Source organism: Rothia endophytica, from assembly GCF_039543885.1.
Taxonomy (GTDB): domain Bacteria; phylum Actinomycetota; class Actinomycetes; order Actinomycetales; family Micrococcaceae; genus Rothia; species Rothia endophytica.
Window position 1 is genome coordinate 1 of the sequence record NZ_BAABKP010000004.1, and the last position, 24524, is coordinate 24524.

The window sequence follows — 24524 nt, forward strand, 5'->3', positions numbered from 1 at the left end:
GCAGGTCAAGACGTGGCGGGTTTTGCATACAGGTTTCCGGCGGCCGCTGAGCGTGTATGGGCGGGTGTTTGCGGTGGTTCGGGGGTTGGTGTTTTATGCGGCTGGGAGGACTTTTGAATAAGCCTCATTGATTCTGGACACTTATAAAATACCACGTCAGAGTGTGTTTAGGAAGGGGTTCGCTTGCATTTACCTTTGAATCTGATGGTTCACACTTCTTTGGGTGAAACCAACTCCTCAACAACACCGAGGCTTATTCATAAGGGGGGGCAACCACACCCCATCCCACCAAGAAACAACAGCCCCACCAGCGGCAAAAATAAGAGGATTAAATCGCCAGAATTAACCTCAAGCCATACCGGAGAGACCGTTGCCCAACCAGCGTACAACCGGGCTCACCTGAAGTGCCCCGGGTTTTATTCCTAGACATTCGCCATGAATTTCTACTCTCTCGTGATCTTGGACTGCCAGTCCAAAACCCTGCTTCCACCTCTGTCGGCCTACGGTAACCAAGACTTTGGTCAAGCCCTGATTCCTTCCACCACAAAACCCACTCAAACGCCGCGACCTCAACATCAACCACCTCAGCCCACGACCACCTATAAATTAGCTCATTCTTATAAGAACCGTTGACCTTCTCGCCCAAAGCATTACCGTAGGAGTCACCGACTGCCCCAATAGAGGCAGTGATTCCATGCTCAGCACGGCGCTCATTCTAGACAATGCTCACATACTGCAAGCCGTGGTCTGAATGGTGAATCAGTCCCGTTGTTTCCTTTGCGCATACAATCGCCTGGTTGAGTGCTTGCAGTGGCAAGGCTTCCGCGCGCATCGTATCGGATAATGCCCATCCGACAATTTTTACGGGAATACACATCGGTGACAAAAGCGGTGTAGACGAACCCGTTACTGGTACGGAGGCAGGTAATGTCAGCTACCCAAAGCCGATTCGGCCCAGGGGCACGAAAGTCACGGCCCACCACGTCAGGGCGATGATCCGAGCCCCTTGGACCTGCCAGTTGTCACAGGCAACCGGCCTTTACCTTTTCCACTGACTCCAGCAAGGCGCATCAGGCGAGCGGTTTGCTCACGGCCGATGTCGATTCCTTCACGGCCTAGAGCATGCCAGATCTTGCGGATACCATAGACTGCGTAGTTTTCTTCATGGACCTGGGCAATATGCCTTGTCAATGCGACCTCGCCAAGGCTGCGGGCACTTAATCCTCGGGCTTTTGACTGACGGTATCCGCGTGAGGAAATAAAGCCACCTTGCCGATTGCTCTTCAACGTCTGACAGATGAACTCGACTGTGAAACGATTCCGGTGTTCATCGATGAACTGGATCATTTCCGATGTTTGGGGTCGAGTTTTGAGGCGAAAAAGCTGAGGCGGCCTTCAACGACTCGTTCGTGTCGCGAAGCTCCTGATTCTCACGAGGCAGCTTGGCTACCTCTGCAAGGAGATCTTCAGGTCAAGGGATCAGCAGCCCGGCCTTCGCGGCGGGCCGCCTGCGCCCATTGGCGGGCAGTGTGCCACGAGACAACCAGTTTGGGGGCCACGATCTTGCAGGCTTCCTGTATGGAGATACCCTCGGCCAGGATGTGGTCCTGAACAAGGCGGGCCGCCCGATCCTTTGTATCCTGGTCAAATTTCTTGGGCATGTTCCTGATTTTCCTATCTACTCAAACGGAAGAAAACCTGGGGCAGTTCAGTCAGGGCTGTTAGTAGCATGGCGAATTGCGTGGCGGTGAGGCCAGTTGTACGCTGGTGTGGCAGCGGTCTTTCCCGGTGTGGTTTGAGAATATTTGTGATGATTTATCCTCAAGGTTGCCCGCTAGGTGGGGCCGTTGTCTAATTGGTGGGGGTGTTGACCCCCCTATGAATAAGTCTCTCAAAGGAATAGGGGGCGTTATAGAGCTTGCCCAGGTCTTCAACCAGTGTGGTTTTTCCGCCGGACGCTACGCCCATCACCAACGCATTCTTGGTAAAAAACGGCGGAAGGGAGGGGCAAGAAGATCCCAGTGAGCTAGAGGGTTATCACGAACAATAGCGGTGCAAAGATGCACGGCGCTTTTACTGTCGGTTACTAGACGCTCACCTGGGCTGAGGGGCAAAGAACCGGCATGATTGCTGGCTCCTGCGTACCAGACACGCTCTGCGCCGGCGGCAACATGGGTATTCCATAGTTCCTTTACCTGGGTCAGACGGTCCTGCACCGATAGCCCCGTCTCATCGAGGGAAGCCACAATAACCAGCGGGTCATTTTTGAAGTGTTCCGAGATGTAGCGGTAGCGCTTGGTGTGCTTCATGCCCGCTAGCTCACCGGCGTCCTGAGAACTGCCGGTAACGATTACTAATGCGCCACCTAGATTTTGTTTTTTGGCACGCAAAATGCGATCGATGTGTACGCGGTGCATGGGCGCAAATGAACCCATCACCACTCCCACTGAAGCCCCGCTGAGCTGTTTCTTATAGAGCATGGCGGCCTTGTAAGGTGGCGCTGAGCGCACTAGAGTTTCTTGACCTGATTAAACACTTGAGGCACCACAAAATCAACGAATACTTCAAGACTTTAAAGCGCGCCCTTGCCACCGGATCGAGCCAGGGGGTTCGAAGTTACTAGAGGTCAGTGCTGAGCCCTAGAATAGAGCCATGATTTTCAAAGGCGTGGGCGATCACCGCCCCTACCCCGACCACGGGCTTACCCAGCGCAGCTGGGGCTCCATAGCTCCCTCACAGGTGCGCCTAGACCGTCTGGTGACCACTCAGAAGCACCTCAACCTTGAGACTCTGCTAGCTGAAGATTCCACCTTTTACGGTGACCTCTTCCCGCACGTCGTGCAGTATCGCGGTGAACTTTACCTCGAGGACGGGGTGCACCGGGCGCTACGTACCGCTCTGCAGCGCCGGGCTGTCATGTATGCCCGTGTGCTCAACCTCGATGCGCTAGCCCCCGGCCTCCTCGGGGCAGAGCAGTAGAACTCTAGGACGCTTCTGCCAGATAAAGGTGAGGAGTCTCAGATAGCGGAACTGGGCGTCCTTCTGCATCAAACCGGGCCCCTAGACCCATCTGGATAAAGCGGATGGTGCTCTCAATGTGGCGCTCACGAGCCTCGTGATTTTCGGCGTCGTCGGTGCGGTCGGCGCTCGATGATAGTGAACCGTGAACCAACTGCGCTAGCTCTCGAATATCGTTCTTGGGCAGGTAACCTTGCTCGATTGCTGCCGAAAGAATGTCGGCCAGGACCATCTGCAGCTCGCGCACGTGGTCACCCAGTTTGGCGAAAGCTTCAGGGGAGAGAACCGAACGCATGGCGGGACCGGGGGGCATGTGCCGGCGAGAAAGGTCTTCAATCTGAAGGCGCACATAGATTGCCAGGCGGTCAATGGGGTTCTCTACGCCCTCTAAGGCTGAGCGTAAGTCGGTGAGGAAGCGGCCCGTTTCATCGAGGGCGTAGGCAATCAGCAGCTCGCCCATATCAGCGAAGTAGTTGTAAACCGCGGTGCGGCCAATGCCGGCGGTCTTGGCAACGTGGGTCATGGTAAGACCCGGCAGCCCGCGTTCATAGAGTAAGCGACCGAAGGAGTCGAGGATGGCGCGCTTGGTGTTCTCGCGCTGGGCGGCATTAGAGGCTGCTGAGATTCTAGGCATAATGACACTCTACTAAGGTTTGTCAGCAAAACCTATTCTTAGGTGACAAAGCTGGCTGGTGTGTCAGTAAATATGTTTTTAGGATGCGTTCTGCTAGGCTTATTTCGCCCAGGTGGCAGATGGGCACGCAAGAATAAGCGCAGTAGTTTCCCCCTACAAAGGGTGGCTTCTGCCTTCTTTGGCGTGCTTGCTCCAGTGTTCCGGTGCGCCCTTGCGTTAACGCGTCCCCGAACTCTTTGAAAACTATGACATCTTCACCCTCACCCTCTGGCGTCCAGTTTGCCCGCCCAGCCCGCACCTACTTTGATCTGCTGCTAGCAGCCTCTTGTGTGTTGCTCATCCTGTCTAACATCGGGGCAACCAAGGCCGTGGCGTTTGGGCCTATTCTCACCGATGGCGGCTTCTTCCTCTTCCCCCTGGCCTACGTGCTGGGCGATATCATCAGTGAGGTCTACGGCTTCCGTCTTGCGCGCCGGGCGATTATCACCAGCTTTATCTCGGCAGCAGTGGCAGCTCTGAGCTTCTGGGTGCTCATCAGCCTGCCCGGCGCTGACTTCTACGAAAACCAGGACGCCCTGGCTACTGTGCTAGGCCCCGTGCCTCTCATTGTGGGCGGCTCCCTGCTGGGCTACCTAACCGGTCAGCTGCTGAACTCCTGGGTGATGGTAAAACTCAAAGAAAAAACCGGCGGCAAGCATCTCTGGGGCCGTCTCATGGGTTCAACCCTGGTGGGCGAGCTGGCAGATACCATCATTTTCTGCTCCATTGCCGCCCCTATTCTCGGAATTACAACTTTCTCCCAATTCCTCAACTATGTGCTGGTGGGCTACGTCTATAAGTGCGCCGTTGAGTTTATCCTGCTACCCATCACTTACCCGGTCATTGCCTGGTTCAAGCGCCGCGAACCCAGCTACGGGGTACAGGTTTAGGGGCATTTTAAGCCTCGGCATAAGACCAGTCTGGTGCTGTGAAATCAATGGTGCCCAAGGGGACGCGCCAGAGCAGAAGTTCTTCCCCGTATAACTGTTTTCTGCGGGCTATCTCTTCAAGGGCTCTGCCCTTGTCTGCATAGGCGGCGACCGGTGAAGGGTTGGAGTATGCTGTGGGGCTCAACGGGCCACCTTGGATGAGAACCCAGAGAAGTGAGCCTGGGGCAGGTGTCTCGGTGGCATCCGAAACAGCAATTTGTTCCCAGGAAATCTTATGTTCTGTGTGGCGATGAAATAGCTTTAGGGCAGTGGCTTCATCGGCAACAACTCCCACTATCGGATTGTAGTTAGAAGTGAACTCCCCAATAAAGACCAGTTGGACGCTCACGTCTGCCCCTTGAAAAGGGCGCCTGCGGAAAAGGGGCAGAACCGGTGGTGGTTTTCCATCCTCATAGGTCACCATTCTGACTAGGTGCTTCAGTTGTCTAAACATGCTTAGACTCCGCAATTATCAGTTTTCGTGGGCGGGTAGACGCGTGCATAGTATGTCTTTCCCTGATGCACGATTGTTCCTACGGTAGTACCAGCCCACACTGTGCTGTTTTTATTCTTGCAGGGGAATGCCACATTTTGTTGGTAGAGAGTGCGTTGTTGCCTATTTGAGCTGGAGGTGGTGCTCCCAGCCTTTAACCACCAAATAGCGGATTTATAACGCAAATCGGTATCGTGACGGATACTTTCTACGATGACACTACAAGTTGTTCTGGTCTTGTACCCAATGGTGCCGTAATTTCCCGAGGCCCTCAAGTGCAGATACTCTGGCGTCAGGGTGCATGGGCCGTAGGTTGTACCGGAGGCTGCCATTAGTGCCGGTGTAGCTGATGCATCAGATGGAAAGGTTGTTCCGGTTGATAGCGGCGCTTCAATATACTGCACAGTTGGACCGTCTGTTTGAAAATAGTCACTGGTAGCGGGGAGCGTGCCTTCATTGAGCCAGCGTTCAACGACTGCTGAATCAGCATCAACTTCAGTTGTTTCTGGTCATGTAGAAGCTAATTCAGGTGTCATTAAAGAGTCAGAATATGGGGGGCAGGAGAAGCATGGGCAACAGAGGGGATCAAGAGGATTATTTAGTTCTTACCGTACTGATTCGCTCTGTGCCTGGCAAGAGTTATTTATGATATCGATTCAATTATTTTTCAATGTGGGGTGCACTCATCGGGAAGGGGTATTTCATATGTGAGCAACTGTGTTGGTTGTTCTGATAAGAGTTACAGGTTGCTTAACTTTCAATAGTTGCTGTCTAGTCTGTCTAGTCGGCTAATAGCCTCTACTTCTATAGATGCTCAATATAATTACATCGCCAGGCAATCGGTTCTGATGACCCAAGAGCCTGCACAGACAGCCAAGGGAGTGAGCTGTATCTCACTGGATAATGGACTTTTAGCAAGGCACGTTTCTACAGGGCAAACCTGTGTAAACTTGCGGTTCATTACATACATACTCTTTTGAAGGTGAGGCTCGTTCATGGCACAATCCACGACCGGAACTCAGCAGGGCGGCGAGCTCGCCCGCTCACTGTCCAATGGGCAGATGACCATGATTGCCCTGGGGCTTGCTGTTGGCACCGGCCTCTTCTTGGGCTCAGGCGCAGCCATCGGCATCGCTGGCCCGGCAGTCATCGTCTCCTACGCTATCGGCTCTCTCATTGCGGCCATTATCGGCGCCTGTGCCGGTGAAATGGCTGTGCGTTACCCTGTGCGCGGTGGCTTTGGCACCATCGCCGGTAAGTTCCTGGGCCCCTTCTCTGGCTACCTCACCCGTTGGGCCTACTGGATGACCACCGTGACCCTAGCAGGCGCAGAGGTCGTAGCCGTGGGTAAGTACATGGCCTACTGGTACCCCCAGGCACCCCTCTGGATCTGGGTTCTCATCGCTGGCGGCGCCATCTTCGTGCTCAACCTCACCAGTGTAAAATCCTTCGGTACCGTAGAGTTCCTCCTCTCCTCCATCAAGGTCAGCGCCGTCATCCTCTTTATTATCTTCGGTCTAGCCCTGGTCTTCTTAGGCCTACCCGGCCAGGATGCCAGCGGCGTAGCTAACCTGACCGCTGACGGTGGCTTTGTGCCCAACGGCCCCGCCTCCATCTGGCTGGCACTCGCCGTGGTCATGTTCTCCTTCGGCGGTATTGAGCTTATCTCCATCTCGGCGGCAGAAGCCAAGGACCCGGTGCGCTCGGTCCGTTCCTCAGCTAAAGCCATGATGTGGCGTCTAGCCACCTTCTACGTGCTCTCCCTCTTTGTCGTTGTTGCGATCATCCCCTGGCGCAACGCCTCCCAGCTCACCGGTGAAATTGAAGGTTCCCCCTTCGTGATGGTCTTCACCGAACTGGGCATTCCCTACATCGGGGGTATCACCAACTTCGTGGTACTCACCGCAGCTCTCTCCGGCGCTAATGCTGCCCTCTACGCAGCAACCCGACTGCTGCACTCCCTGGGTCACGAACGCATGGCACCTAAGGTGCTCTCCCGCACCAGCGGTAGCGGCATCCCCGCCATTGCACTAACCGTCTCCTCGGTGGGTGCTGTGGTCGCTGTGGTCATGGCGATCTCGGGCGTAGGTAACATCTTCAGCTACATGATGGCACTGGTGACCGTGTGCGTACTTGTGGTGTGGAGCATGATTCTGCTGTCCTACATCGCCTTCAAGCGCAAGGAAGGCAACGCCTCCCCCTTCCGCGTTTTCGGCGGTAGCGCAACCGCTCTGGTGGCACTGGCGGGCGTGCTAGCAACCTTCATCGCCATGTTCTTCGTCAGCAGCACCATGCTCACCTCCGTCAGCGTGGGCCTGGGCTTCTTCGCTCTGATTACCGTGCTCTACTTCGCCGGAGTCAACAAGGGCGTGCAAACCAGCGAGGACGCCTTCGAAGAGGTGCGCACCGTTACTTCACAGATCCCCGCAGCAAGCAAGAAGAGCTAAACTTAGACACAGTTCTTATCACTAAGGACGCCGCCGCCCGCCCCTGCCCACCGGCAGAGAGCCGGGTGGCGGCGTTCTCTTGCACCACACCTACACGCAAAGGCATACCGTGGCAAAGTCTCACACACACCAGCCCGGCCTCAAGCGCTCGCTGACACACGGCCAAATGACCATGATTGTTCTGGGCTCAGCGCTGGGCACCGGCCTCTTTTTGGGCTCAAGCGGCGCTATCGCGCTAGCTGGCCCCGCCGTTATTCTTTCCTACGCGATTGGTTCGCTGGTTGCTGCCATCATTGCGGCGTCAACCGGTGAAATGGCGGTCCGCTACCCCGTACGCGGCGGATTCGGCTCTATTGCCGGCCGCTACCTGGGTGCTTACGCTGGCTACCTGACCCGCTGGGCCTACTGGACCGTTACCGCCATTATTACCGGTATTGAGCTGGTCGCGGTGGGTGCCTACCTGCAGTACTGGTGGCCTGGCCTTCCGCTCTGGGTGGGCATCGCTGTTTTTGGTGTGGCAATCATTTTGCTGAATATCCGCAGCGTCAAGTACTTTGGCACTATGGAGTTCTTCCTGTCCTCCATTAAAGTCATTGCCCTGCTGCTTTTCGTGCTCGTGGGCCTGGCTCTGGTCTTTGTCGGCTTCCCCGGGCATGAGGCCTCTGGCACGGCTCATCTCACCAATGATGGCGGCTTCATGCCTATGGGTATTGAGGGCGTCTGGCTCTCTCTAGCCGTTGTGATGTTCTCCTTCGGCGGCATTGAGATGCTGTCTATCTCTGCAGCGGAGGCTAAAGACCCGGTGCGTTCGGTGCGAGCCTCCACTAAGGCCAACATGTGGCGTCTAGCCACCATCTATGTGGTCTCCCTCTTCATTGTGGTCTCCATTATTCCCTGGCAGCGGGCGGCTCAGCTGGACGGCTCCGTTGAGGCCTCCCCCTTTGTTTTGGTCTTCTCTGAAATTGGTGTGCCGGCCATTGCCGGTATTACCAACTTCATCATTCTGGTGGCAGCTCTATCAGCGGCTAACGCCAACCTTTACGCGGGCACCCGTCTCATGCACTCCCTTGCTGCTGAGAAAATGGCTCCTGTCGCTCTGGGGAAGGTAAGCGGTGGCGGTATCCCCGTGCGTGCCATGTGGGCATCCTGTTCAGGTGTGGTGCTGGCGATGTTACTGGCAATCTTTAACCCCGGTGGGGCTTTCGGCATGATGATGACCTTGACCATGGTCTGTGCGCTCACGGTATGGGTGTTGATTCTGCTTGCCTACATTGCCTACAAGGGTGCTGAGGGTAATTCTTCCGCCTTCCGTATGTGGGGTGGGCGCCTAACCGCCGGCATCGGCGTGCTCTTGCTGCTGGCTATTTGGGCTGCTCTCTTTGCCCGTAGCGGTAATGCGCTGCCTGCGTCCATAGGTATCGGTTACTTCTTGATTCTCACCATGATCTACTTTGGGGTAGTTAAGCGGTCGCATACCGGGCATGAGGAGGCTTTTGCTGAAGCGGACGCCGCTGTGGCCTCTCACGCGGGGGACAGACGGTAGTACCAACTACTTGTAATTGAGAATGGTTTTTATATAGACCGTAGTTATCAATGGATCGCTAGGTCTTCAAGCTGCGTTCACTGTCTGTGTTGGCAAGCCCCGCACTATCCTTAAAGCATGACCACCCAAGCTCAGTCCACCGTCCTGACCGTCCACATTCCCCTGCGCTGGGGCGATATGGACGCCTATGGGCACGTCAATAACGTTACCCTGCTGCAGATTCTAGAAGAGGCACGTATCGCGGTCTTTGGTGCTCCGCCGTCCTCCGGCAAGGGGTCAGCACTTGCGCTTATCCCGCTCTTTAGCGAGCTTGAAGAGGGAACCCAGGCGCTGGTTGCTGAAAACCACATCAAATACCGCGCACAGCTAGAGTACCGTGGCGAACCCGTGCGCATCGAAGTGCGTCTTACCGCCGTCACTCCCGCCACTGTGACCGTGACGTACGAAGTCTTTGACCCGGTGACCGGTACCCACTGCGTGAGCGGCTCAACCGTTCTGGCTTTTTATCATTCAACCCACCAGAGGCTGACCCGCCTGACCAAAGAGCAACGTGACCTGCTGGCCGAATATACCGCCTAAGGCACCGGCTAAACCTTAGAGAACTGCCCCGGCGTCCGCAGATTACCTGAAACTACGGACGCTGGGGCGGCTTGGTGTCTCGCTCAGAAACCTAACGGGCTAGCAACTCTGCCAAGGATGCAAATGAACCCACCCAGCTTTCGCGGGAGTGCTCCTGGGCAGCCTGGGGCAGAGGGCCCTGGGTTAGGGTCACGATGGTGCCTTCGCCCACGCCGTCCTCGGTCACGGCGGTGCCGGGCTCCATCGAGATGCGCAGACCTACCAGGGTATCGCTGGGCTTACCCTGAGGTGTAGGCAGAGCTTCGCGGTATTCGATGAGGCTTGGTTCTTTCATTTCAATGAAACGCATGTACATGGGTGCCTGGTATTTGGGGTTAACCGTGTGGCGCATAACGAACTGCTGGCGGCCGCCGGTCACCGGTTCTAGGGTCAGAGTGCTGGGAATGACCTTCCACTCCTTGGGACCAAACCACTGCACGAAGAGTTTGGGATCGAGGAAGGCGCCGTAAATTTCTTCGGGGGTTGCCGAGAATTCATGGCGGTAGGTCAGCACCTCTGCTGGGTCTAGGTCTTCGAGTTCAAACTGATTCATGCTGATGCCTCATCTTCTGACTGGTTGGTTACTTCTGAAATCTTGGGTGAGTCTGCGTCGGCGGCTTGAGTTTTAGGTTCAGCCGCGCGTCTCGCCTCTGCCTCAGCTTTTGCCTTGGCGTTAGCTTCCCAGCGCGCCTGGGCCGCTGACGCACGCTCGGCTTCTTTGGCGGCCTTGCGTGCCTGGGCTTCTTCCTGCGCTTTGAGCTGTGCTTCCTTCTTGGCGTAGTAGCGGCGCAAGAATTCGTCGCGGTACTCAAAGTAGGTGCCGTCTTCGATAGCCTCGCGGGCGTCGTCCACCATCTTCACAATGAAGCGTTCGTTGTGGATGGATGCCAGGGTGGCGCTGAGGCGCTCGTCCGCCTTGAAGAGGTGGTGGATGTAGGCCTTGGTGTAGTGAGTGCAGGTGTAGCAGTCGCAACCTTCGAAGATGGGGGTGAAGTCCGTCTTGTAGCGGGCGTTCGTCAGGTTGAAGCGCCCGTCGGGGGTGTAGACCGCGGCGTTACGCGCCACGCGGGTGGGGGAGACACAGTCGAAGGTGTCCACGCCATTTTCGATACCGACAAAGATATCATCGGGCTCAGAGATGCCCAGCAGGTGGCGAGGCTTGTTCTCGGGCAGTTCCTCGGCGCACCAGCGGACGATTGTGCCCAGGTTTTCCTTTTCTAGGGCACCGCCCAGACCGAAACCATCGAAGGGCATATCACCTAAATCCTGGCAGGCCTTGCGGCGTAGGTCCTCGTACTGGGCGCCCTGAATGACGCCGAACAGCGCCTGGTAGGGCTTGTGGGAGCGCTCTTCGGTCAGGCGCTGGTGCTCAGCGATGCAGCGCAGCGCCCAGAGGCGGGTGCGCTCCAGGGCTTCTTCCTGGTAGGCGCGGGAGTTATAGAGGGTGGTCAGCTCGTCAAAGGCGAACATGACGTCCGCACCGATCTTATGCTGTACCTGCATGGAAACTTCGGGGGTAAAGCGGTGTATATCACCGTTAATATGGGACTTGAAGAAGACCCCGTCATCGTCCACGTGCGCCATGCGCTCCTTGCCGGTGGCAACGTCATCGTCGCCCAGGGGGCGGCCGTCAGCGCCGGTAGCGTTGGCGACGGTGCCCATGTCAATGACCTTCTTGAAGCCCGAACCCAGGCTCATCACCTGAAAACCCCCGGAGTCGGTGAAGGTAGGGCCATCCCAGTTCATGAACTTACCCAGGCCGCCGGCAGCGTCCAGCACATCGGGGCCGGGCTGCAAGTAGAGGTGGTAGGCGTTAGAGAGCAGGGCCTGGGAACCCAGGGCTTTCATAGCTTCGGGTAGAACAGCCTTGACTGTTGCCTTGGTGCCAACCGGTGTGAAAGCGGGAGTTTTGATGTCTCCGTGCGGGGTATGGATGACGCCGGTGCGCCCGCGGAACTCGCCACCGTTGGCAGCGACGCGCTCGGCGCTGGGCTTGGCTGTTTCGCTCAGACGCTTGCCGAGAGTGAAGGAAAAGCTGGGATCAGAAAATTCGGTATGAGACACGGGTACCATTCTACCCGGTGTGGTTTGGGCGTACTCTGAGCCTGTGAAGAGAGCCCTTGCATACTTGCGCCACGACCCTGCCCCCCGCTGCGGCATACGGTTCTAGCGGTGCTTTTGCTGGGGGCGCTCTGTTGCCTCTGGTGGTGCCGACGCAGGACGCCGCCGGTGTGCCCTCCGAGTACCCGCTTTCGCCGCGCTTAGCGCTTGGAGAGGTGCTGAGAGAGGGCATCCAGTTCGCCCTTTACCGTGTGAAGGTCTAGCCCTTCACTGTTGCAGAGAGTGTAAATCTGAGCTGGAACCTTCTCCGCCTGACTCCGTAAGGCAGCTCCGGCATCTGTCAGGAGAAGGATGGTACGGCGCTCGTCCGCGACGTCCCGCTCTTTGCTGACCAGGCCCATGGCCACCAGGCGCTTAACCAGCGGCGTAAGGGTTCCCGAGTCCAACTTTAGGCGGGCGGCTAATTCCTTCATGGTGACAGAGCCCTGAGTCTCCCAGAGCACCAGCATCGCCAGGTACTGGGGGTAGGTCAGCCCTAATTCTTTGAGAAGGTCTTGGTAAGTGCGGGTCATGAGACGTTGCGCCCGGTAGAGGGAAAAGCAGAGTTGGTTATCAAGCGCCAAAGTATCGGTGGAAGTCATACCCTTAACATAGATTGCGCGTAATTATTTAGCAAGACAGATTGATTGTGTACAACTAGATTGTGTACAATCAAATAACTATTTTCTTTTGAAGGAGAACCCCATGGAAAATCTAGAAATTCTCTACACCACCGAAGCCCTCGCCACGGGCGAAGGGCGCAACGGGCACGTGCGCACCGCCGATGGTAGCTTCGAAGCCAACCTGGCTGTCCCCCAAGAAATGGGCGGCTCCGGTAAGGGCAACAACCCCGAGCAGCTCTTTGCAGCCGGTTACGCAGCCTGCTTCCACTCAGCGCTCCAGATGGTAGCCCGTGCCCAGAAGAAGAACATCGAAGGCTCAGCTGTTGGTGCTAAGGTCTCTATCGGTAAGCAGGGCGAAGGCTTCGGCCTGGCCGTAGTGCTTGAGGTCGTCATTCCTGAGATGGAGCACGCAGAAGCTCAGGCGCTCGCGGACGCCGCGCACCAGGTCTGCCCCTACTCCAATGCAACCCGAGGCAACATTCCCGTGGACGTTATCGTCACCGACGACTAAAACTTCTTCCTCCCTGCCCCAGCAGGGAAAGTAATCACCGTATCGCAAGAAAACCCCAGGCTCACTTTTGCACGTGAGATCCTGGGGTTTTCCAGTTGGTGTTTCTTACTTTGCTAGCCCGGTACTGTTAGCCCAGCCGGCCGGTCAGCCGGCCATGTAAATCTTCACTGGTGGTGTTCAGCCCAACGACTGTAACGGTCTTGCCCAGTTTCTGGTACTTAGCGGTGATGGCGTCCAGCGCTGAAACGGTAGAGGCATCCCAGATGTTTGCACTGCTGAGGTCAATAACTACCTGGTTAGGGTCCTCAGCGTATTCAAAGAGGGTGTAGAGATCGTTGGACGAGGCAAAGAAGAGCTGGCCGTCCACCCGGTAAACCGCGCGGGCGGCGTTCTGCCCGCTGTCGCTGCTAGCCTCGAGACTGCGCTCAACGGTCACAAAGCGTGCAACCCGGCGGGCAAAGAAGGCCATCGCTACCAAAATACCGGCCCCCACACCGTAGGCAAGGTTATCGGTCAGTACCGTCACCAGCACGGTGGATACCATGACCAGGGTCTCTGCCTTCGGCAGGACGCGCAGGGTTGCGGGGCGGATGGAATGCCAGTCAAAGGTAGTTGCTGCGACCACGATCATCAGCGCCACGAGAGCAGCCATGGGAATCAGAGCAACAATATCGCCTAGGGTCACAGACAGTACCAGGATGAAGACGCCGCCAAAGAATACCGATAGGCGAGTGCGGGCCCGGGCACCATTGATGTTGATCATGGTCTGGCCGATCATGGCGCAGCCACCCATGCCACCAAAGAGGCCGGTCACCAGGTTGGCTACCCCCTGACCCCAGGATTCACGGGTTTTATCTGAGTGGGTGTCGGTGATGTCGTCTACCAGCTTGGCGGTCATGAGCGACTCGACCAGCCCCACCATGGCAAGCCCCAGCGCAAAGGGTGCGATAATCTGCAGGGTTTCTCCGGTGAAGGGAACATCAGGAATAAAGAAAGCAGGCAAGGAATCAGGGAGAGCCCCGTGGTCACCTACGGTGGGCACTTTGACCCCAGCGAAAACTGTGAAAGCGGTGATTAGCACAATGGCAACCAGAGGCGCGGGGACGGCGGTGGTCAGCTTCGGCAGGTAAATCACGATGAGTAGACCCACGGCTACCAGGGGATAGACTGCCCAGGGCACTCCTATGAGCTGAGGCAGCTGGGAAGAGAAAATCAGGATGGCCAGGGCGTTCACAAAACCCACCATGACCTGCCGGGGAATAAAGCGCATCAGCTGAGCAACACCAAGAACCGCGAGGAGAACTTGCATCAACCCACCCAGGAGCACCGCTGCAACGAGGTAGTCCACTCCGTAGCTGGCGGTCAGCGGCGCCAGCACGAGGGCAGTGGAGCCTGCTGCACCAGAAACCATTGCGGGGCGTCCGCCGGTGATAGCAATAACGATCGCCATAGTTACCGAGGTGAAAAGCCCCATACGCGGGTCAACTCCCGCCACCACCGCAAAAGCCAGCGCTTCAGGGATCAGCGCCAGCGCCACCACTACGCCGGCCAACAGCTCCACTAGCAGCAAGCGGGGGTTACGCAGGGTGCGCCAAACAGACTGGCGTTCTTCAGGGGTAAGTGTGGAGGCAGTGCGTGGTGAAGGTGTCATCTGATTTCTTGGGATATTCAGGGAAGATATGGGACTGCTTAGTTCACCTGGGTACAGGTAGAGAATCCGTCAGTCATTTTAATGAAACCTGCATCATCTTAATAACTGTTGTCATGATGAAGATATTAGGATGATTGATGAAAGAATCTACAGAACAGCTTCTTTCGATGGTCCGCTCTCGCGGACACGAAAGTGCTCAGCTTGAACTGAAAGAAGCAGTGGGTGGCGTACCGAAGTCATTGTCTGAGACTTTGTCTGCCTTTTCTAACGATACAGGTGGAACCATCCTGTTAGGCGTCAGTAATCCTTCGAAGGGCGCTTTTCCTGTTCCTGATTTTAACCCTGAACGAACGATGCAACAGGCAGAAGATTTTATACGGCATAGCATTACCCCTCCGGTATCCGCTGAAGTAAGCATCGACTTGTTGGCAACCGGTGAGAAGGTGGTGCGTATTGATGTGGAGGAAGGGCACCCTTCTAATAAGCCCTTTTATGTCTCATCGAAAGGTCGCTATGCCGGTTCCTACACACGGCCGGGTGAAGGAGACCGAAAACTTAGCCATTATGAAATTGATCGGTTGTTAGAAAATAAGAGTCAGCCTGTGCACGACCGCAGCGCTGTTGAAAGTGCAACTTTAGAAGATTTAGATACGAGTCTAACTAGCAGATTTATCGAGATCCTTAGAGAACGTGAACCGCGTGCCTTTGAAGGGCTGAGTGATGAAGAAGCGTTAAAGCGCGCTAACGTACTTGTAAAGTCTCCCTCAGGTTTTGTTCCAAGCCTTGCTGGTCTGCTAGCACTTGGCGATTACCCGCAAAGCTTCTTTCCCCAGTTAGATGTAACTGTTGTTGTATTACCTACTTCTGTTAAAGGGGAAGCAGCTGAAGATGGTGCTAGGTTCCTCGATAACCAACAGTGTTCCGGTCCACTTCCATACATTATCAATGATGCGATTCGTATTTTACGTAGAAGTATGCGGAGTAGATCAGTGATTGTATCGGACGGGGTGGGACGGGAAAACCGATATGAGTACCCGTTAGAGGTTATTAGAGAGCTATTGGCTAACGCATTACTACATAGGGATTACTCTGAACAAGCACGTGGTACTCAGGTCCAAGTAGAGCTTTATCCTGACCGTTTTGTTGTTCGAAGCCCTGGTGGGATTTATGGAAATGTGGACCCGGCTGAGTTTGGTGAAAACGGTGTTTCTTCCTCACGTAACGCTGTACTAGCCCGCATCCTTTCGAATGTCTCTATGCCTGAGACAGGGTACATGGTGGCTGAAAATCGAGGTTCTGGAATTCCCAGCGTCTTTGTGTCCTTGCGTAAAGCTGGAATGCAGATGCCCTCGTTTAGAGTTAATCTGAATGAGGTTGAAGTGACTGTGCCACATTCAGCTTTGATGACAGAAGAGATTAAACTCTGGTTGGGTCAATTTGATGGATATTCTTTATCGCAAAGCCAGGGTCAAGTCTTAGCTTTACTACGTTCAGGGCGGAGAGCCAGCAACCAAAATCTACAAGCTTGGGGTTTGCATTCGGCTGATGCAACGAAAGAGCTGTCGGACCTTGTAAACAAGGGACTGATTATCAAACATAATGATCGTCGCTGGAGTACCTATTCTCTTGCAGATCAATTCATAGGTGAGCAGCCTCTTAAATCAGCGCCGAAGGTAAACCGCGAAACTGAGTTTAGGGGTAGTGCTCGACGTCAAAGAGTTGTTGAACGCCGTACAGAAATTTTTAGCCTAATTTTGAATAGCCAGGGAGGCCTTACAAGGGCAGAAATTCAGGAAGGCCTTTCTGGAATAGGCATTCACGCCTCTGCTCCAACAGTTACTAATGACATCAATGCGCTGATTGAAAACGGCACCATTGCAGCAACTGCTGCTGCTCAGAGCAAGAAAAGGCGTTACGAACCTGGTCAAAAGATCGCTCTAGCAGACTGATCTAGAGCGTGGACTAGAGGACGCGAGCGGCGGCTTCCAGCGTCATCCAGACCTGGAGCTGGGTAGAGAGGTCCACCGGCTGGCCGGGCTTGATGACCTCTGAAATGTGCTGGGTGATACTGGGCGAGAAGAGGGCTACGGCCTGCCCGCGAATTTCGTTGGGGTCGATGCCCAGTTCGTTCATGGGAAGATCGGGGTCATACTCCCGGCGCCCTGCCCAGAAGAGCTCGGCGGTGGCAAGAATCAGTGCCCGCGCCTTATCTCTGGTGGCAGCCGGGATGCTGGGGTGGGCGGCAACCTGCGCCAGGTAGCGCACCAGAATCCCGGTGAAGAGCCCGCCGTCCCCGTTACCGTGAGTGGTGAGGACGCGCAGGGTGTCGCCGGTGGCGGTGGTGAAGTCTTTGCTGAAATGAGCGTCGATGCCCTCCACCAGTTGCTCAATGTGCTCTATCGGGTCAACCGTCAGGCCATCGGTGGCGCCGGCGTCTAGCAGGGTGAGATAGCCACCCAGCACCGGGCCCTGGTTGTAGGTGTAGTGGGCACGTTCAAGGCGGGTTTTGGGGGCGCGGACGCTACCGCCGGTGATGCGCAGGCCATCCAAGTACACCCCGCTCTGTTCATCAAAGAGGGTGGCATGCAGCCAGTTGAGCAGGCTAATGGCGGTTTCGTGCCGGTGGGCGCGGGCAAAAGCAAGGGCGATGGGGGCGGTTGCCGGGGTGTTCTTGAAGTCCCGTGCCTTTGACCAGAAGGCGCCGCCGCCCAGGTCATCTGTGCAGGCATCATCCAGTTCTCGGTAGAGACGGCTAGCGGCGTCCTGTACAAAGGCATCCCCGCTACCTTCAACAGCCAGCGCCAGGCGGTTGAGGCGCTCTAGAGCCAGAACTAGCCATGCCATGTCGTCGTAAAAGTGGTTGGGGTAGGTGCCGTAATTACGCACCTGAATACCGCGCAGCACCGCTCGCCCGCGGCGCAGATGTGCAGCGGCGGCATCGGTATCACCGCTGGTGAGGGCGCGGAAGCCGGCATCTACCAGGGCATCCATAAGATGTGCCTGCCACCAGTAATGCCATTCGGCGGCGCGCTTGCGGCGGGCGCGGGTTTCGGGGTGCTGAACCCGCCCAAAAAGGGTGCCGGGGATGCTTAGTGCCCGGCCACCAAAAAGTCGCAGAACAGAGTGCTCGGCGAGCGCCGCGCGTGCTGAAAGCTCTTTTACTGAAAAATCTGTGGTGGCGTCCATAGCGTCCTTTGGGTTGGGTGCTGGGGTCAAGTTTACCGTGACCCTGTTAGTGGGCCTTGCGAGAGTAACTGTAGATGCCATCAGCCGCTGGAACCGGTGGAGGAGCGGTTGAAGTGATGAACTGCCTACTGGAACCTCAGCTCAATACCGCTCGCTCTACCGTTGGGGTGTATTTGTCCTCCGCAGCTCTGCCGATGCAGGGCAACTCGATTGCCGGCATCTTCTGATCCTGGCTGATGCTGGAGCTTCTGAAGCCTAGAACGGTCTGCCGGATGTTGTTAGTGGGGCGCTAACGTCAGGCGGCGCTTACTGCTAATAGTGAGCGCCTCACCGGTGATGGGGTGGGTAAAGCTCAACGATCGGGCAAGGAGCTGTAAACGAAGCTCCGGATCGGTTTCTGTCGGGGGCAGAACTTCGGGGTAGATGACATCCCCAATGATGGGGGCGCCAGCCGCCGCTAGGTGCACCCGCAATTGATGGGTTTTACCGGTATGAGGCTCAAGGCGATAGTGGGCGAGCTGAGATGGCACCCGCTGCTCGGTGGTGCTCAAAATTTCAGGGGCATGTTCTTTCTTCACGCCAGCGGAGTTCTGGCTTACATTGCAGGACGGCTGCCAGGCTTCGGCGTCCTGCCGCGGGTAGGTTGCCAGGCAGGTAATTTTTGATTCAGCGTTCAAGCCGGTGAAGGGGAGGTTGGCGCTATGCCGTTTGCGTTTCTCCGCCCTGGTCTCTGGAGCCAGCGGCGGGACGTCCCCCGGCAAGAAATCCACGCCGGTTTGTGCCACCTGCAACTGACCGTGGGCATTATCAATGCGGGAGCGCACCGTCATGCTGTCTCCCACTCCTAGCTCGGGGATAGGAGCGGCGACAGCCTCGTAGGTCTTACTCAGAGCACGACGCTCAAACATGGTCTGGAAAGGCGCACGAGCCTCCGGCGTCTTAGCAAAGAGCACCACACCCGCCGTGGCCCGGTCCAACCGGTGAATAGGGATTAGTAGGGGGTTATTTTCTCTCACTCGTAGCTTGACCAGCGCTGTATGCGCCACAAAAGACCCGTTAGGGGTGGTGGGTAAAAAGTGGGGCTTATCAATCGCCATCACCCACTCGTCCTCGTAAAGCACCGGCATATCAAAAGGGACCGGGCGCTCTTGCCCCAGCTGCCGGTAGTACCAAATCTTCTGTCCCACCAAGGGAGCATCTGGGGCAACCGGGCCGCCCTCAGCGTCCTTGACCTCATCACGTTCGAAGCGCTCTTCAAAGAGCGGGCGGGCATGCGGGTAGAAACGCGCAGCAAGGTAATCCAGCACTGTTGCTGCCCCGAAGGTGTCGTCCGCCGGGTTGGCGGCGTCCGGCAACACAAAGCTCACGGCGTCAACGCCGTTCCGCTGGGGGAGGGGCTGGGGTTTGAGGTGGCGGTTAACTCTGCGCATAGTTACCCATTCTCTCAGTTTATTTACCCTTCGTGCTTCATGAGTTCCTGCACCATGAGGCAGCTTTTCTCGAAAGAGGGCATGGGGAGGAACTCGTAGATGGAATGGAAGTTGTGGGCGCCGGTGAAGAAGTTGGGGGTGAAGATGCCCTGGGCTGAGAGCCATGAGCCGTCGGTGCCGACTCGCATGGCCAGCGGGAGGGGCTCTACACCTAGGTTTTTCATGGTAGCCAACAGACGGTCGGTTGCCTGTTGGTTATCCGGGGTTTTTGCGTCTTCGATATTGCTGTAGACATCGGTGATGTCCAGTGTGATGGTGGCACGCGGGTTGGTATCAGCTAGCTTCTCCGCGATGCTACGCAGTAGGTCTTTCTTCGCCTCGTAGCCGGTACGGTCGTGGTCGCGGCATTGAAGGTTGCCTCCACTATTTCACCCAGCTCGCAGGAGTCTAGGGTGTAGGCGTAGTCCACGGGGAAGCGGGCCATATCCATGGTGCGTACACCTAGCAGACCGATTTCTTCATCGGGTACGAACGAAATGTAGAGGTCGCCGTGGGCTGCCCCTGTCCCGGTACGGTCAGATTCCAAGAGGCGCACGGAGGCTTCCATCACCGAGGCGACGCCAGCCTTATCAATAGTGTGGCTCTTAGGCAAAAGGTGACTAATGAGGTGCGGGTTGCCATAGAGATTCCTTGAGGTGAGTATGTGCATTAAAACGGTCGTTTTTGATACAGGTTCAGCTTAACACCCGCCTCCACTCCTGGACAGGGCATAGCCTGTATCAAAAGTCTGTATCAAAACCTAGTTGTGTCAAAACTGCCTAAAAACCGTTTTTGATACAACCCAGAATTGTAACTATCGACTTCGTTTGGCGGCATTTCGCAGTTTCGTTTGGCGGTTTTCGGTGGTGGTCCTGGTTCACCTCAGAAGTGGCAGGGTGGAGGTGAGTTTTCTGAGTCGAGTCATCCGGACATGCGTGCGCATCGCCCGGCTTGATATGTTCAGGCCGCTTCTTTTGCCCGACAGCGTCGTTGCTTCATGACGGGCCGCTTGATAGTCCGCTGGTACAGGGCAGCTATTCATACAAAAGTGTGATTGTTCCTTCCGCTTAGCGGCTGTCCACCTTGTCCTCCTGCTACGCCGCTACCCCGATGTTGACCGCTGCGCATATCGGTGGACACCGACCCTGGATTCTGGTGGTCACAGGTTGCTGCAGATGGCATCGGCGTGACACGTTGATGGGTCTGCGAGGCGGCTTGCGTCGTGGAGTTGGGTGACTGTCTGGCGCAGCTGCATGAGGACAGCGATCTGGTGATCGAGCTGGGTGAGGCGGTCGGTCAAGAGGGCGCTGACGTGGGCGCAAGGTGTCTGTCCGTTATCGCGAATTCGGAGAATTTCACCGATGTGGGCGAGTGATAGTCCTGCGTGTTGGCCTCGGCGGATGAAATCGAGTCGAGAGAGTATGTTTTCAGGGTAGTCGCGGTAGCCGTTTGGGGTGCGGTTCGGGGGTGGGAGTAGACCTATGGATTCGTAATAGCGCAAAGTTTTTGTGGTGGTGCCGGCAGCCTCCGCCAATTCGCCTATTCGCATGGCACTCAAAACTCCTTCGGGATCGCCAGACTTGACCTTCTAGTGTACTGGAAGGTTCATACTGGGTGGATAATCCAGAGAAAGAGGCTACCTGATGGAAAGAAATCTCGAATTTGATCTCGTGGTGGTGGGCTCCGGAGGAGCAGGCATGGCAGCCGCCATCGAAGCCCGGCGGGCTGGCAGTACCGTATTGGTGGTTGAGCGCGGCACCATTGGCGGTACTTGCGTGAACATCGGATGTGTTCCGTCCAAAACGCTGCTGGCGGCTGCTAGCACCCGGCAAGCCGCCCTGACGAATCCTTTCCCTGGGGCCCCCACTGCTGCCATGGGCGTGGATCTGGGATCGTTAGTCGAACAGAAGGACCAGCTGATTACCCAGCTGCGAGAAACCAAATACGCTGATGTCGCAGAGGCGCATGGATTCGAGGTCTGCTCCGGGGAAGCGTCCTTTTGGGATCCCGACACCCTTGTGATTGATGGGAAACCGGTCACGACTAGTTCGATCGTGCTGGCCACTGGTGCGGTGCCAGCACGACCGAAAGATGTGACCGGGTTGGGCGAGGTGAAGTATTTGACCTCGACCACGGCTATGGAACTGACCGAGCTGCCCGAGTCCATGATCATTATCGGCGGCGGCTATATTGGCATCGAACAAGCCCAACTCTTCGCCGGCCTCGGAGTACAGGTGACCATTGTCGGGCGGATAGCCCCCACCGCCGAGCCGGAAATGACCGCCATCCTCCACCACACCCTGATCCAAGAGGGGATCAGGGTGGTTCAAGAGCACGCGACTAGCGTTGCCCAAGAGCATGAACACATCCAGGTGCGCACTCTGTCGGGCCGGAGCCTGCAGGCTGAGCGCCTGCTGGTGGCTACTGGCCGCCGCCCTTCCACGGACTACCTCAACCTGGCAGCCGCAGGCATCGCCACCGATCGTGATGGCTTCATCCGCGTCGATGAACACCAGCGCACCACCAATCAGAAGGTCTTTGCTGCCGGTGACGTCACCGCGGCACCACAATACGTCTACGTCGCCGCGGCTACCGGCAAGGCCGCCGCGACCAATGCCGTGCGGATCGATCCGCGAGCTACGGTCGCAGAAGTCGATTACACCGGACTACCAGCGGTCATCTTCTCGCGCCCACAACTTGCCACTGCCGGGTTCACCGAAGCCGCAGCACGGGCAGCTGGGCACCGATGTGAATCCCGGGTGCTGAGCTTCAAAGATCTCCCACGTGCCCTAGTCAACCACGACACCCGCGGGGCGATTAAGATGATCGCCGAAACGGGAACCGACAGAATCCTGGGCATCAGCATCATCGGAGACCACGCCGCAGAACTGCTGCTCCCGGCAACCTACGCGATCACCGCCGGGATGACCACCCGACACATCGCCGACACCTGGGCGCCCTACCTGACCTTTTCCGAAGCCCTACGCCTAGTCGCGGGCACTTTCCACAATGAAATGCCCACCTCCTGCTGTGCCTGATCAGTCCCGGTCAAGACTCGCGCCGTAAACGTTGAACGCGCCGCATGTGTCATAGTCGTTCGTTTTTGCTACACCCTTTTCGAGCGTCCTCGTGCGGTCATGGCGCAATGAACATCACACTTCACGATCGTGGGCTGTGTTGCAAAAGTCAGCCCCAGAATGTTGAAGGTGCGACTCACAGAGTAGCCTTGGGCAGCAGGTGTAGCGTCTTGCAACGGATGGGTTTTGAGACAGTCGCTCACCCACGAGTTGGCTGACACACACGAGTGTTGAGGACTTCGGACAGAAGTGCCGACGACTCCGGACTGTGGAGTTTGACGCTTTGTGGCGGCGTTCTGTGATCGCACGGTGTCGCAGACAGGGCACAGTGTTGGCCTGCCCGAGGAACCATGCGGCCTTGCCGACACTCTGACACGAGGCCCAGTCGAGGTCCTCGACATCCGTGATCGTCAGACCTACCAGCGTGAGGGGCGGGAGCGTTAAGACATCGGCCGGTCGAGACCGGCCGATGTCTTCACGCGGCGGCGGGGCGCGCTGCCCGGGGTGGACCAAGACGATCCTCGTCCGCAACATCCTTACGGAGCGGTGACACAAGTAGACGTCAGTTGGCGTGCTCGTCCGGCGCGCTGTCCTCGGGCTGGACGGTCCATGCGGGAGGCTCGTCCTTACCGGTCGCTTCGTCTTGTTCTGCCTTGTCGCTGGTTCCCTGGGTGATGCCAGGTGCGTGGTGCACCGGGGCATAAATCGCGTAGAGGCGCAGCGGTTCGTCGCCAGTGTTGATCACGTCATGCCAGGTGCCGGCGGGGACCTGGACAGACCACCCATCCGAGACGTTTTGCTCGAAGTCGAGCCGGTCCTTGGCCGGGCGCATGACGGCCCTGCCCTGTCCGGCATCGAGGCGCAGGAACTGATCGGTGTCCTGGTGGACCTCCAGGCCGATGGACTTCCCGACCGGGATAGACATCAGCGTGACCTGCAAATACTTCCCGGTCCACACCACGCTGCGGTAGTTCTCGTTCCGCCGGGTGGCCTCTTCGATGTCGAACGCGTTCGGGCGGGGCCCGATGTCGTTGATGGTCATTGTGTTCTCCTTTCGTGCTCGGACTTCGAGTCCAAGTCAGCATCATCTTTCGGGGGGAGTCAAGGGTGGGTGGGTTTCGGCGAACCTCGTGGAGGCGAGGAGAGCGAGTACGACGCCGGCCCCAGCGACGACGAGGACGCCGCTTAGTCCGGCTGCAGTGGCGCCCATGGTGGCGACCAGGGCACCGGCGAGCCCGGTGCCGACGGGGACGGGGACGGTGGTGAGGATCACGGCGAGTGTAGCGCTGATCCCTCGCACGCTGGTAAGGGCGAGCGGAATGAACAGGTCTGCGGTGAAGAACGCCATGGACATGGCGGCTGCGAACACCACATTCGCCGGGAGCCCTCGACGCGCGGTGAGCGTCCCGGCAGGCAGAACCCGCCGGACCCCGAGATAGGCGAAGGGCAGGCCGACCACGAGAGCCACAAGCGCCCACTGCACCGGCAGGTTGGGTGCGATCAGCACCGCACCGAGCCCGACGCTCAGGACCAGGCCCCAGCCGAGCCCTCGCAGCAGCGTGCGGCGGTTCTCGCTGGGCGCGACCCCTGCTACAGGAAACCAATGTGCTGGCGGCCAGCAGGGCGGCCACAACTAGGGCAAGGGTGGGCTTGCGCATTGCTTCTTTCGGGTGATGTGTGCGGAAGGCGGATTTTCCGGTGTCGAGCTCACGGCCGTGGCCCTTGGGTTACGGTTAGGACGGGGCAGTGAGCGTGCCCGAGGCATTCGAGACTGACCGAGCCCAGCATCATATGGATAAATTCGTGTCTACCCCTTGTGCCTAGCACCAGCATTTGGGCCTGTGCTGAGGCCTTGATGAGCTCGGCTGCCGGGCGCCCGTGGGTTATGCGTTTTTGTGCTGGCACGGGGCAGCCGTTTTCGAAGGCCTTCGAGATGGCTGCGGTTTGTCGTTCTTTGGCGTCACGCTCAAATGCTGTTTCATCGAATTCAATGGTGCCGTTGTAGAAGTTCGGTACGGTCCAGCAAGTGATCACGAGGAGCCGTGTTTGCAGTGATGCTGCAAGCTCGGCGGCCTTCCGCAGTGCCGCAATTGAGGAATCGGAGCCGTCGACGCCGACGATGATCGGTGCGGGCTCGGTTAGTGAATTCATGTCTACTTCCTTTCTAACAAGTAATGGGGTGACGG

At 57.1% G+C, this 24524-nt stretch carries 25 protein-coding genes and 1 pseudogene; 9 read left to right on the forward strand and 17 right to left on the reverse strand.

Annotation, left to right across the window (positions count from 1 at the left end; all coding sequences use genetic code 11):
- Positions 1-984: 984 nt before the first annotated feature.
- The 3 genes from ABD982_RS11315 to ABD982_RS08790 all read right to left on the reverse strand — a co-directional run bounded on the left by ABD982_RS11315 (position 985) and on the right by ABD982_RS08790 (position 2510).
- Entirely contained in the window at positions 985-1347 is a 363-nt protein-coding gene (locus ABD982_RS11315; RefSeq protein ID WP_425570037.1) for an IS3 family transposase, read from the reverse strand.
- Between the two features lie 119 nt (positions 1348-1466).
- Complete coding sequence (locus tag ABD982_RS11320) at positions 1467-1661, reverse strand: hypothetical protein (RefSeq protein WP_425570038.1); 195 nt, start codon at positions 1659-1661, stop codon at positions 1467-1469.
- Between the two features lie 306 nt (positions 1662-1967).
- Positions 1968-2510: a nucleotidyl transferase family protein gene (locus ABD982_RS08790; RefSeq protein ID WP_345446530.1), complete on the reverse strand. Its 543-nt coding sequence runs from the start codon at positions 2508-2510 to the stop codon at positions 1968-1970.
- Between the two features lie 142 nt (positions 2511-2652).
- Between ABD982_RS08790 and ABD982_RS08795 the strand changes: the two genes are divergently transcribed.
- Positions 2653-2979 carry a type II toxin-antitoxin system VapB family antitoxin gene (locus ABD982_RS08795; protein WP_345446532.1) on the forward strand — a complete coding sequence of 109 codons (327 nt, stop codon included), beginning with the start codon at positions 2653-2655 and terminating at the stop codon, positions 2977-2979.
- A gap of 4 nt (positions 2980-2983) precedes the next feature.
- Here ABD982_RS08795 and ABD982_RS08800 read toward each other — a convergent pair whose 3' ends face one another.
- Entirely contained in the window at positions 2984-3652 is a 669-nt protein-coding gene (locus ABD982_RS08800; protein WP_345446534.1) for a TetR/AcrR family transcriptional regulator, read from the reverse strand.
- Positions 3653-3897: 245 nt separating this feature from the next.
- On the opposite strand from ABD982_RS08800, the gene ABD982_RS08805 reads away from it, so the two are divergent.
- Complete coding sequence (locus ABD982_RS08805; protein ID WP_345446537.1) at positions 3898-4581, forward strand: queuosine precursor transporter; 684 nt, start codon at positions 3898-3900, stop codon at positions 4579-4581.
- A gap of 7 nt (positions 4582-4588) precedes the next feature.
- On the opposite strand, the gene ABD982_RS08810 is transcribed toward ABD982_RS08805, so the two are convergent.
- On the reverse strand, positions 4589-4969 hold the full coding sequence (locus tag ABD982_RS08810) for a hypothetical protein (protein ID WP_345446539.1): 381 nt from the start codon (positions 4967-4969) through the stop codon (positions 4589-4591).
- Positions 4970-6108: 1139 nt separating this feature from the next.
- Here ABD982_RS08810 and ABD982_RS08815 point away from each other — a divergent pair.
- The 3 genes from ABD982_RS08815 (at position 6109) to ABD982_RS08825 (ending at position 9682) form a co-directional block, all read left to right on the forward strand.
- On the forward strand, positions 6109-7560 hold the full coding sequence (locus ABD982_RS08815; RefSeq protein WP_345446541.1) for an amino acid permease: 1452 nt from the start codon (positions 6109-6111) through the stop codon (positions 7558-7560).
- A gap of 109 nt (positions 7561-7669) precedes the next feature.
- A complete protein-coding gene (locus ABD982_RS08820; protein ID WP_345446544.1) occupies positions 7670-9103 on the forward strand; it encodes an amino acid permease in 1434 nt (477 codons plus the stop codon).
- Between the two features lie 117 nt (positions 9104-9220).
- On the forward strand, positions 9221-9682 hold the full coding sequence (locus ABD982_RS08825) for an acyl-CoA thioesterase (protein ID WP_345446547.1): 462 nt from the start codon (positions 9221-9223) through the stop codon (positions 9680-9682).
- Between the two features lie 91 nt (positions 9683-9773).
- On the opposite strand, the gene ABD982_RS08830 is transcribed toward ABD982_RS08825, so the two are convergent.
- The 3 genes and pseudogenes from ABD982_RS08830 to ABD982_RS08840 all read right to left on the reverse strand — a co-directional run bounded on the left by ABD982_RS08830 (position 9774) and on the right by ABD982_RS08840 (position 12423).
- On the reverse strand, positions 9774-10274 hold the full coding sequence (locus ABD982_RS08830; protein WP_345446550.1) for an SRPBCC family protein: 501 nt from the start codon (positions 10272-10274) through the stop codon (positions 9774-9776).
- A 212-nt stretch (positions 10275-10486) separates the two neighbouring features.
- Positions 10487-11794: pseudogene (gene tgt / locus ABD982_RS08835) on the reverse strand (tRNA guanosine(34) transglycosylase Tgt); the annotation flags it as partial.
- 188 nt (positions 11795-11982) lie between these two features.
- Positions 11983-12423 carry a MarR family winged helix-turn-helix transcriptional regulator gene (locus tag ABD982_RS08840; RefSeq protein WP_345446553.1) on the reverse strand — a complete coding sequence of 147 codons (441 nt, stop codon included), beginning with the start codon at positions 12421-12423 and terminating at the stop codon, positions 11983-11985.
- 103 nt (positions 12424-12526) lie between these two features.
- Between ABD982_RS08840 and ABD982_RS08845 the strand changes: the two genes are divergently transcribed.
- Complete coding sequence (locus ABD982_RS08845) at positions 12527-12955, forward strand: organic hydroperoxide resistance protein (protein ID WP_251380256.1); 429 nt, start codon at positions 12527-12529, stop codon at positions 12953-12955.
- A 127-nt stretch (positions 12956-13082) separates the two neighbouring features.
- Here ABD982_RS08845 and ABD982_RS08850 read toward each other — a convergent pair whose 3' ends face one another.
- Positions 13083-14606, reverse strand: a complete 1524-nt coding sequence (locus tag ABD982_RS08850) for a SulP family inorganic anion transporter (RefSeq protein ID WP_345446557.1) — start codon at positions 14604-14606, stop codon at positions 13083-13085.
- A 137-nt stretch (positions 14607-14743) separates the two neighbouring features.
- Between ABD982_RS08850 and ABD982_RS08855 the strand changes: the two genes are divergently transcribed.
- Positions 14744-16555 carry an ATP-binding protein gene (locus tag ABD982_RS08855; protein WP_345446560.1) on the forward strand — a complete coding sequence of 604 codons (1812 nt, stop codon included), beginning with the start codon at positions 14744-14746 and terminating at the stop codon, positions 16553-16555.
- A 13-nt stretch (positions 16556-16568) separates the two neighbouring features.
- Here ABD982_RS08855 and ABD982_RS08860 read toward each other — a convergent pair whose 3' ends face one another.
- Positions 16569-17822: a glycoside hydrolase family 76 protein gene (locus tag ABD982_RS08860; protein WP_345446563.1), complete on the reverse strand. Its 1254-nt coding sequence runs from the start codon at positions 17820-17822 to the stop codon at positions 16569-16571.
- A gap of 44 nt (positions 17823-17866) precedes the next feature.
- Between ABD982_RS08860 and ABD982_RS08865 the strand changes: the two genes are divergently transcribed.
- Positions 17867-18019 carry a hypothetical protein gene (locus ABD982_RS08865; protein WP_345446566.1) on the forward strand — a complete coding sequence of 51 codons (153 nt, stop codon included), beginning with the start codon at positions 17867-17869 and terminating at the stop codon, positions 18017-18019.
- Positions 18020-18070: 51 nt separating this feature from the next.
- Here the strand turns inward: ABD982_RS08865 and ABD982_RS08870 are convergent, their stop codons facing one another.
- The 4 genes from ABD982_RS08870 to ABD982_RS08885 all read right to left on the reverse strand — a co-directional run bounded on the left by ABD982_RS08870 (position 18071) and on the right by ABD982_RS08885 (position 20810).
- On the reverse strand, positions 18071-19222 hold the full coding sequence (locus tag ABD982_RS08870; protein ID WP_345446569.1) for a pseudouridine synthase: 1152 nt from the start codon (positions 19220-19222) through the stop codon (positions 18071-18073).
- A gap of 23 nt (positions 19223-19245) precedes the next feature.
- Positions 19246-19446: a hypothetical protein gene (locus ABD982_RS08875; RefSeq protein ID WP_345446572.1), complete on the reverse strand. Its 201-nt coding sequence runs from the start codon at positions 19444-19446 to the stop codon at positions 19246-19248.
- 113 nt (positions 19447-19559) lie between these two features.
- Positions 19560-19874: a hypothetical protein gene (locus ABD982_RS08880; protein WP_345446575.1), complete on the reverse strand. Its 315-nt coding sequence runs from the start codon at positions 19872-19874 to the stop codon at positions 19560-19562.
- Between the two features lie 546 nt (positions 19875-20420).
- The gene (locus tag ABD982_RS08885; RefSeq protein ID WP_251380247.1) at positions 20421-20810 is read right to left on the reverse strand and encodes a heavy metal-responsive transcriptional regulator; all 390 of its coding nucleotides are present in this window, start codon (positions 20808-20810) and stop codon (positions 20421-20423) included.
- A gap of 94 nt (positions 20811-20904) precedes the next feature.
- Here ABD982_RS08885 and merA point away from each other — a divergent pair, with 94 nt between their 5' ends.
- Positions 20905-22299, forward strand: a complete 1395-nt coding sequence (gene merA / locus ABD982_RS08890) for a mercury(II) reductase (RefSeq protein ID WP_345446578.1) — start codon at positions 20905-20907, stop codon at positions 22297-22299.
- 601 nt (positions 22300-22900) lie between these two features.
- On the opposite strand, the gene ABD982_RS08895 is transcribed toward merA, so the two are convergent.
- From ABD982_RS08895 to ABD982_RS08905, 3 genes are all read right to left on the reverse strand, one after another.
- Complete coding sequence (locus tag ABD982_RS08895; RefSeq protein ID WP_345446581.1) at positions 22901-23380, reverse strand: cupin domain-containing protein; 480 nt, start codon at positions 23378-23380, stop codon at positions 22901-22903.
- Positions 23381-23422: 42 nt separating this feature from the next.
- A complete protein-coding gene (locus tag ABD982_RS08900) occupies positions 23423-23845 on the reverse strand; it encodes a hypothetical protein (RefSeq protein ID WP_345446584.1) in 423 nt (140 codons plus the stop codon).
- Positions 23846-24045: 200 nt separating this feature from the next.
- Entirely contained in the window at positions 24046-24489 is a 444-nt protein-coding gene (locus ABD982_RS08905) for a universal stress protein (protein ID WP_345446587.1), read from the reverse strand.
- Between the last annotated feature and the right edge of the window lie 35 nt (positions 24490-24524).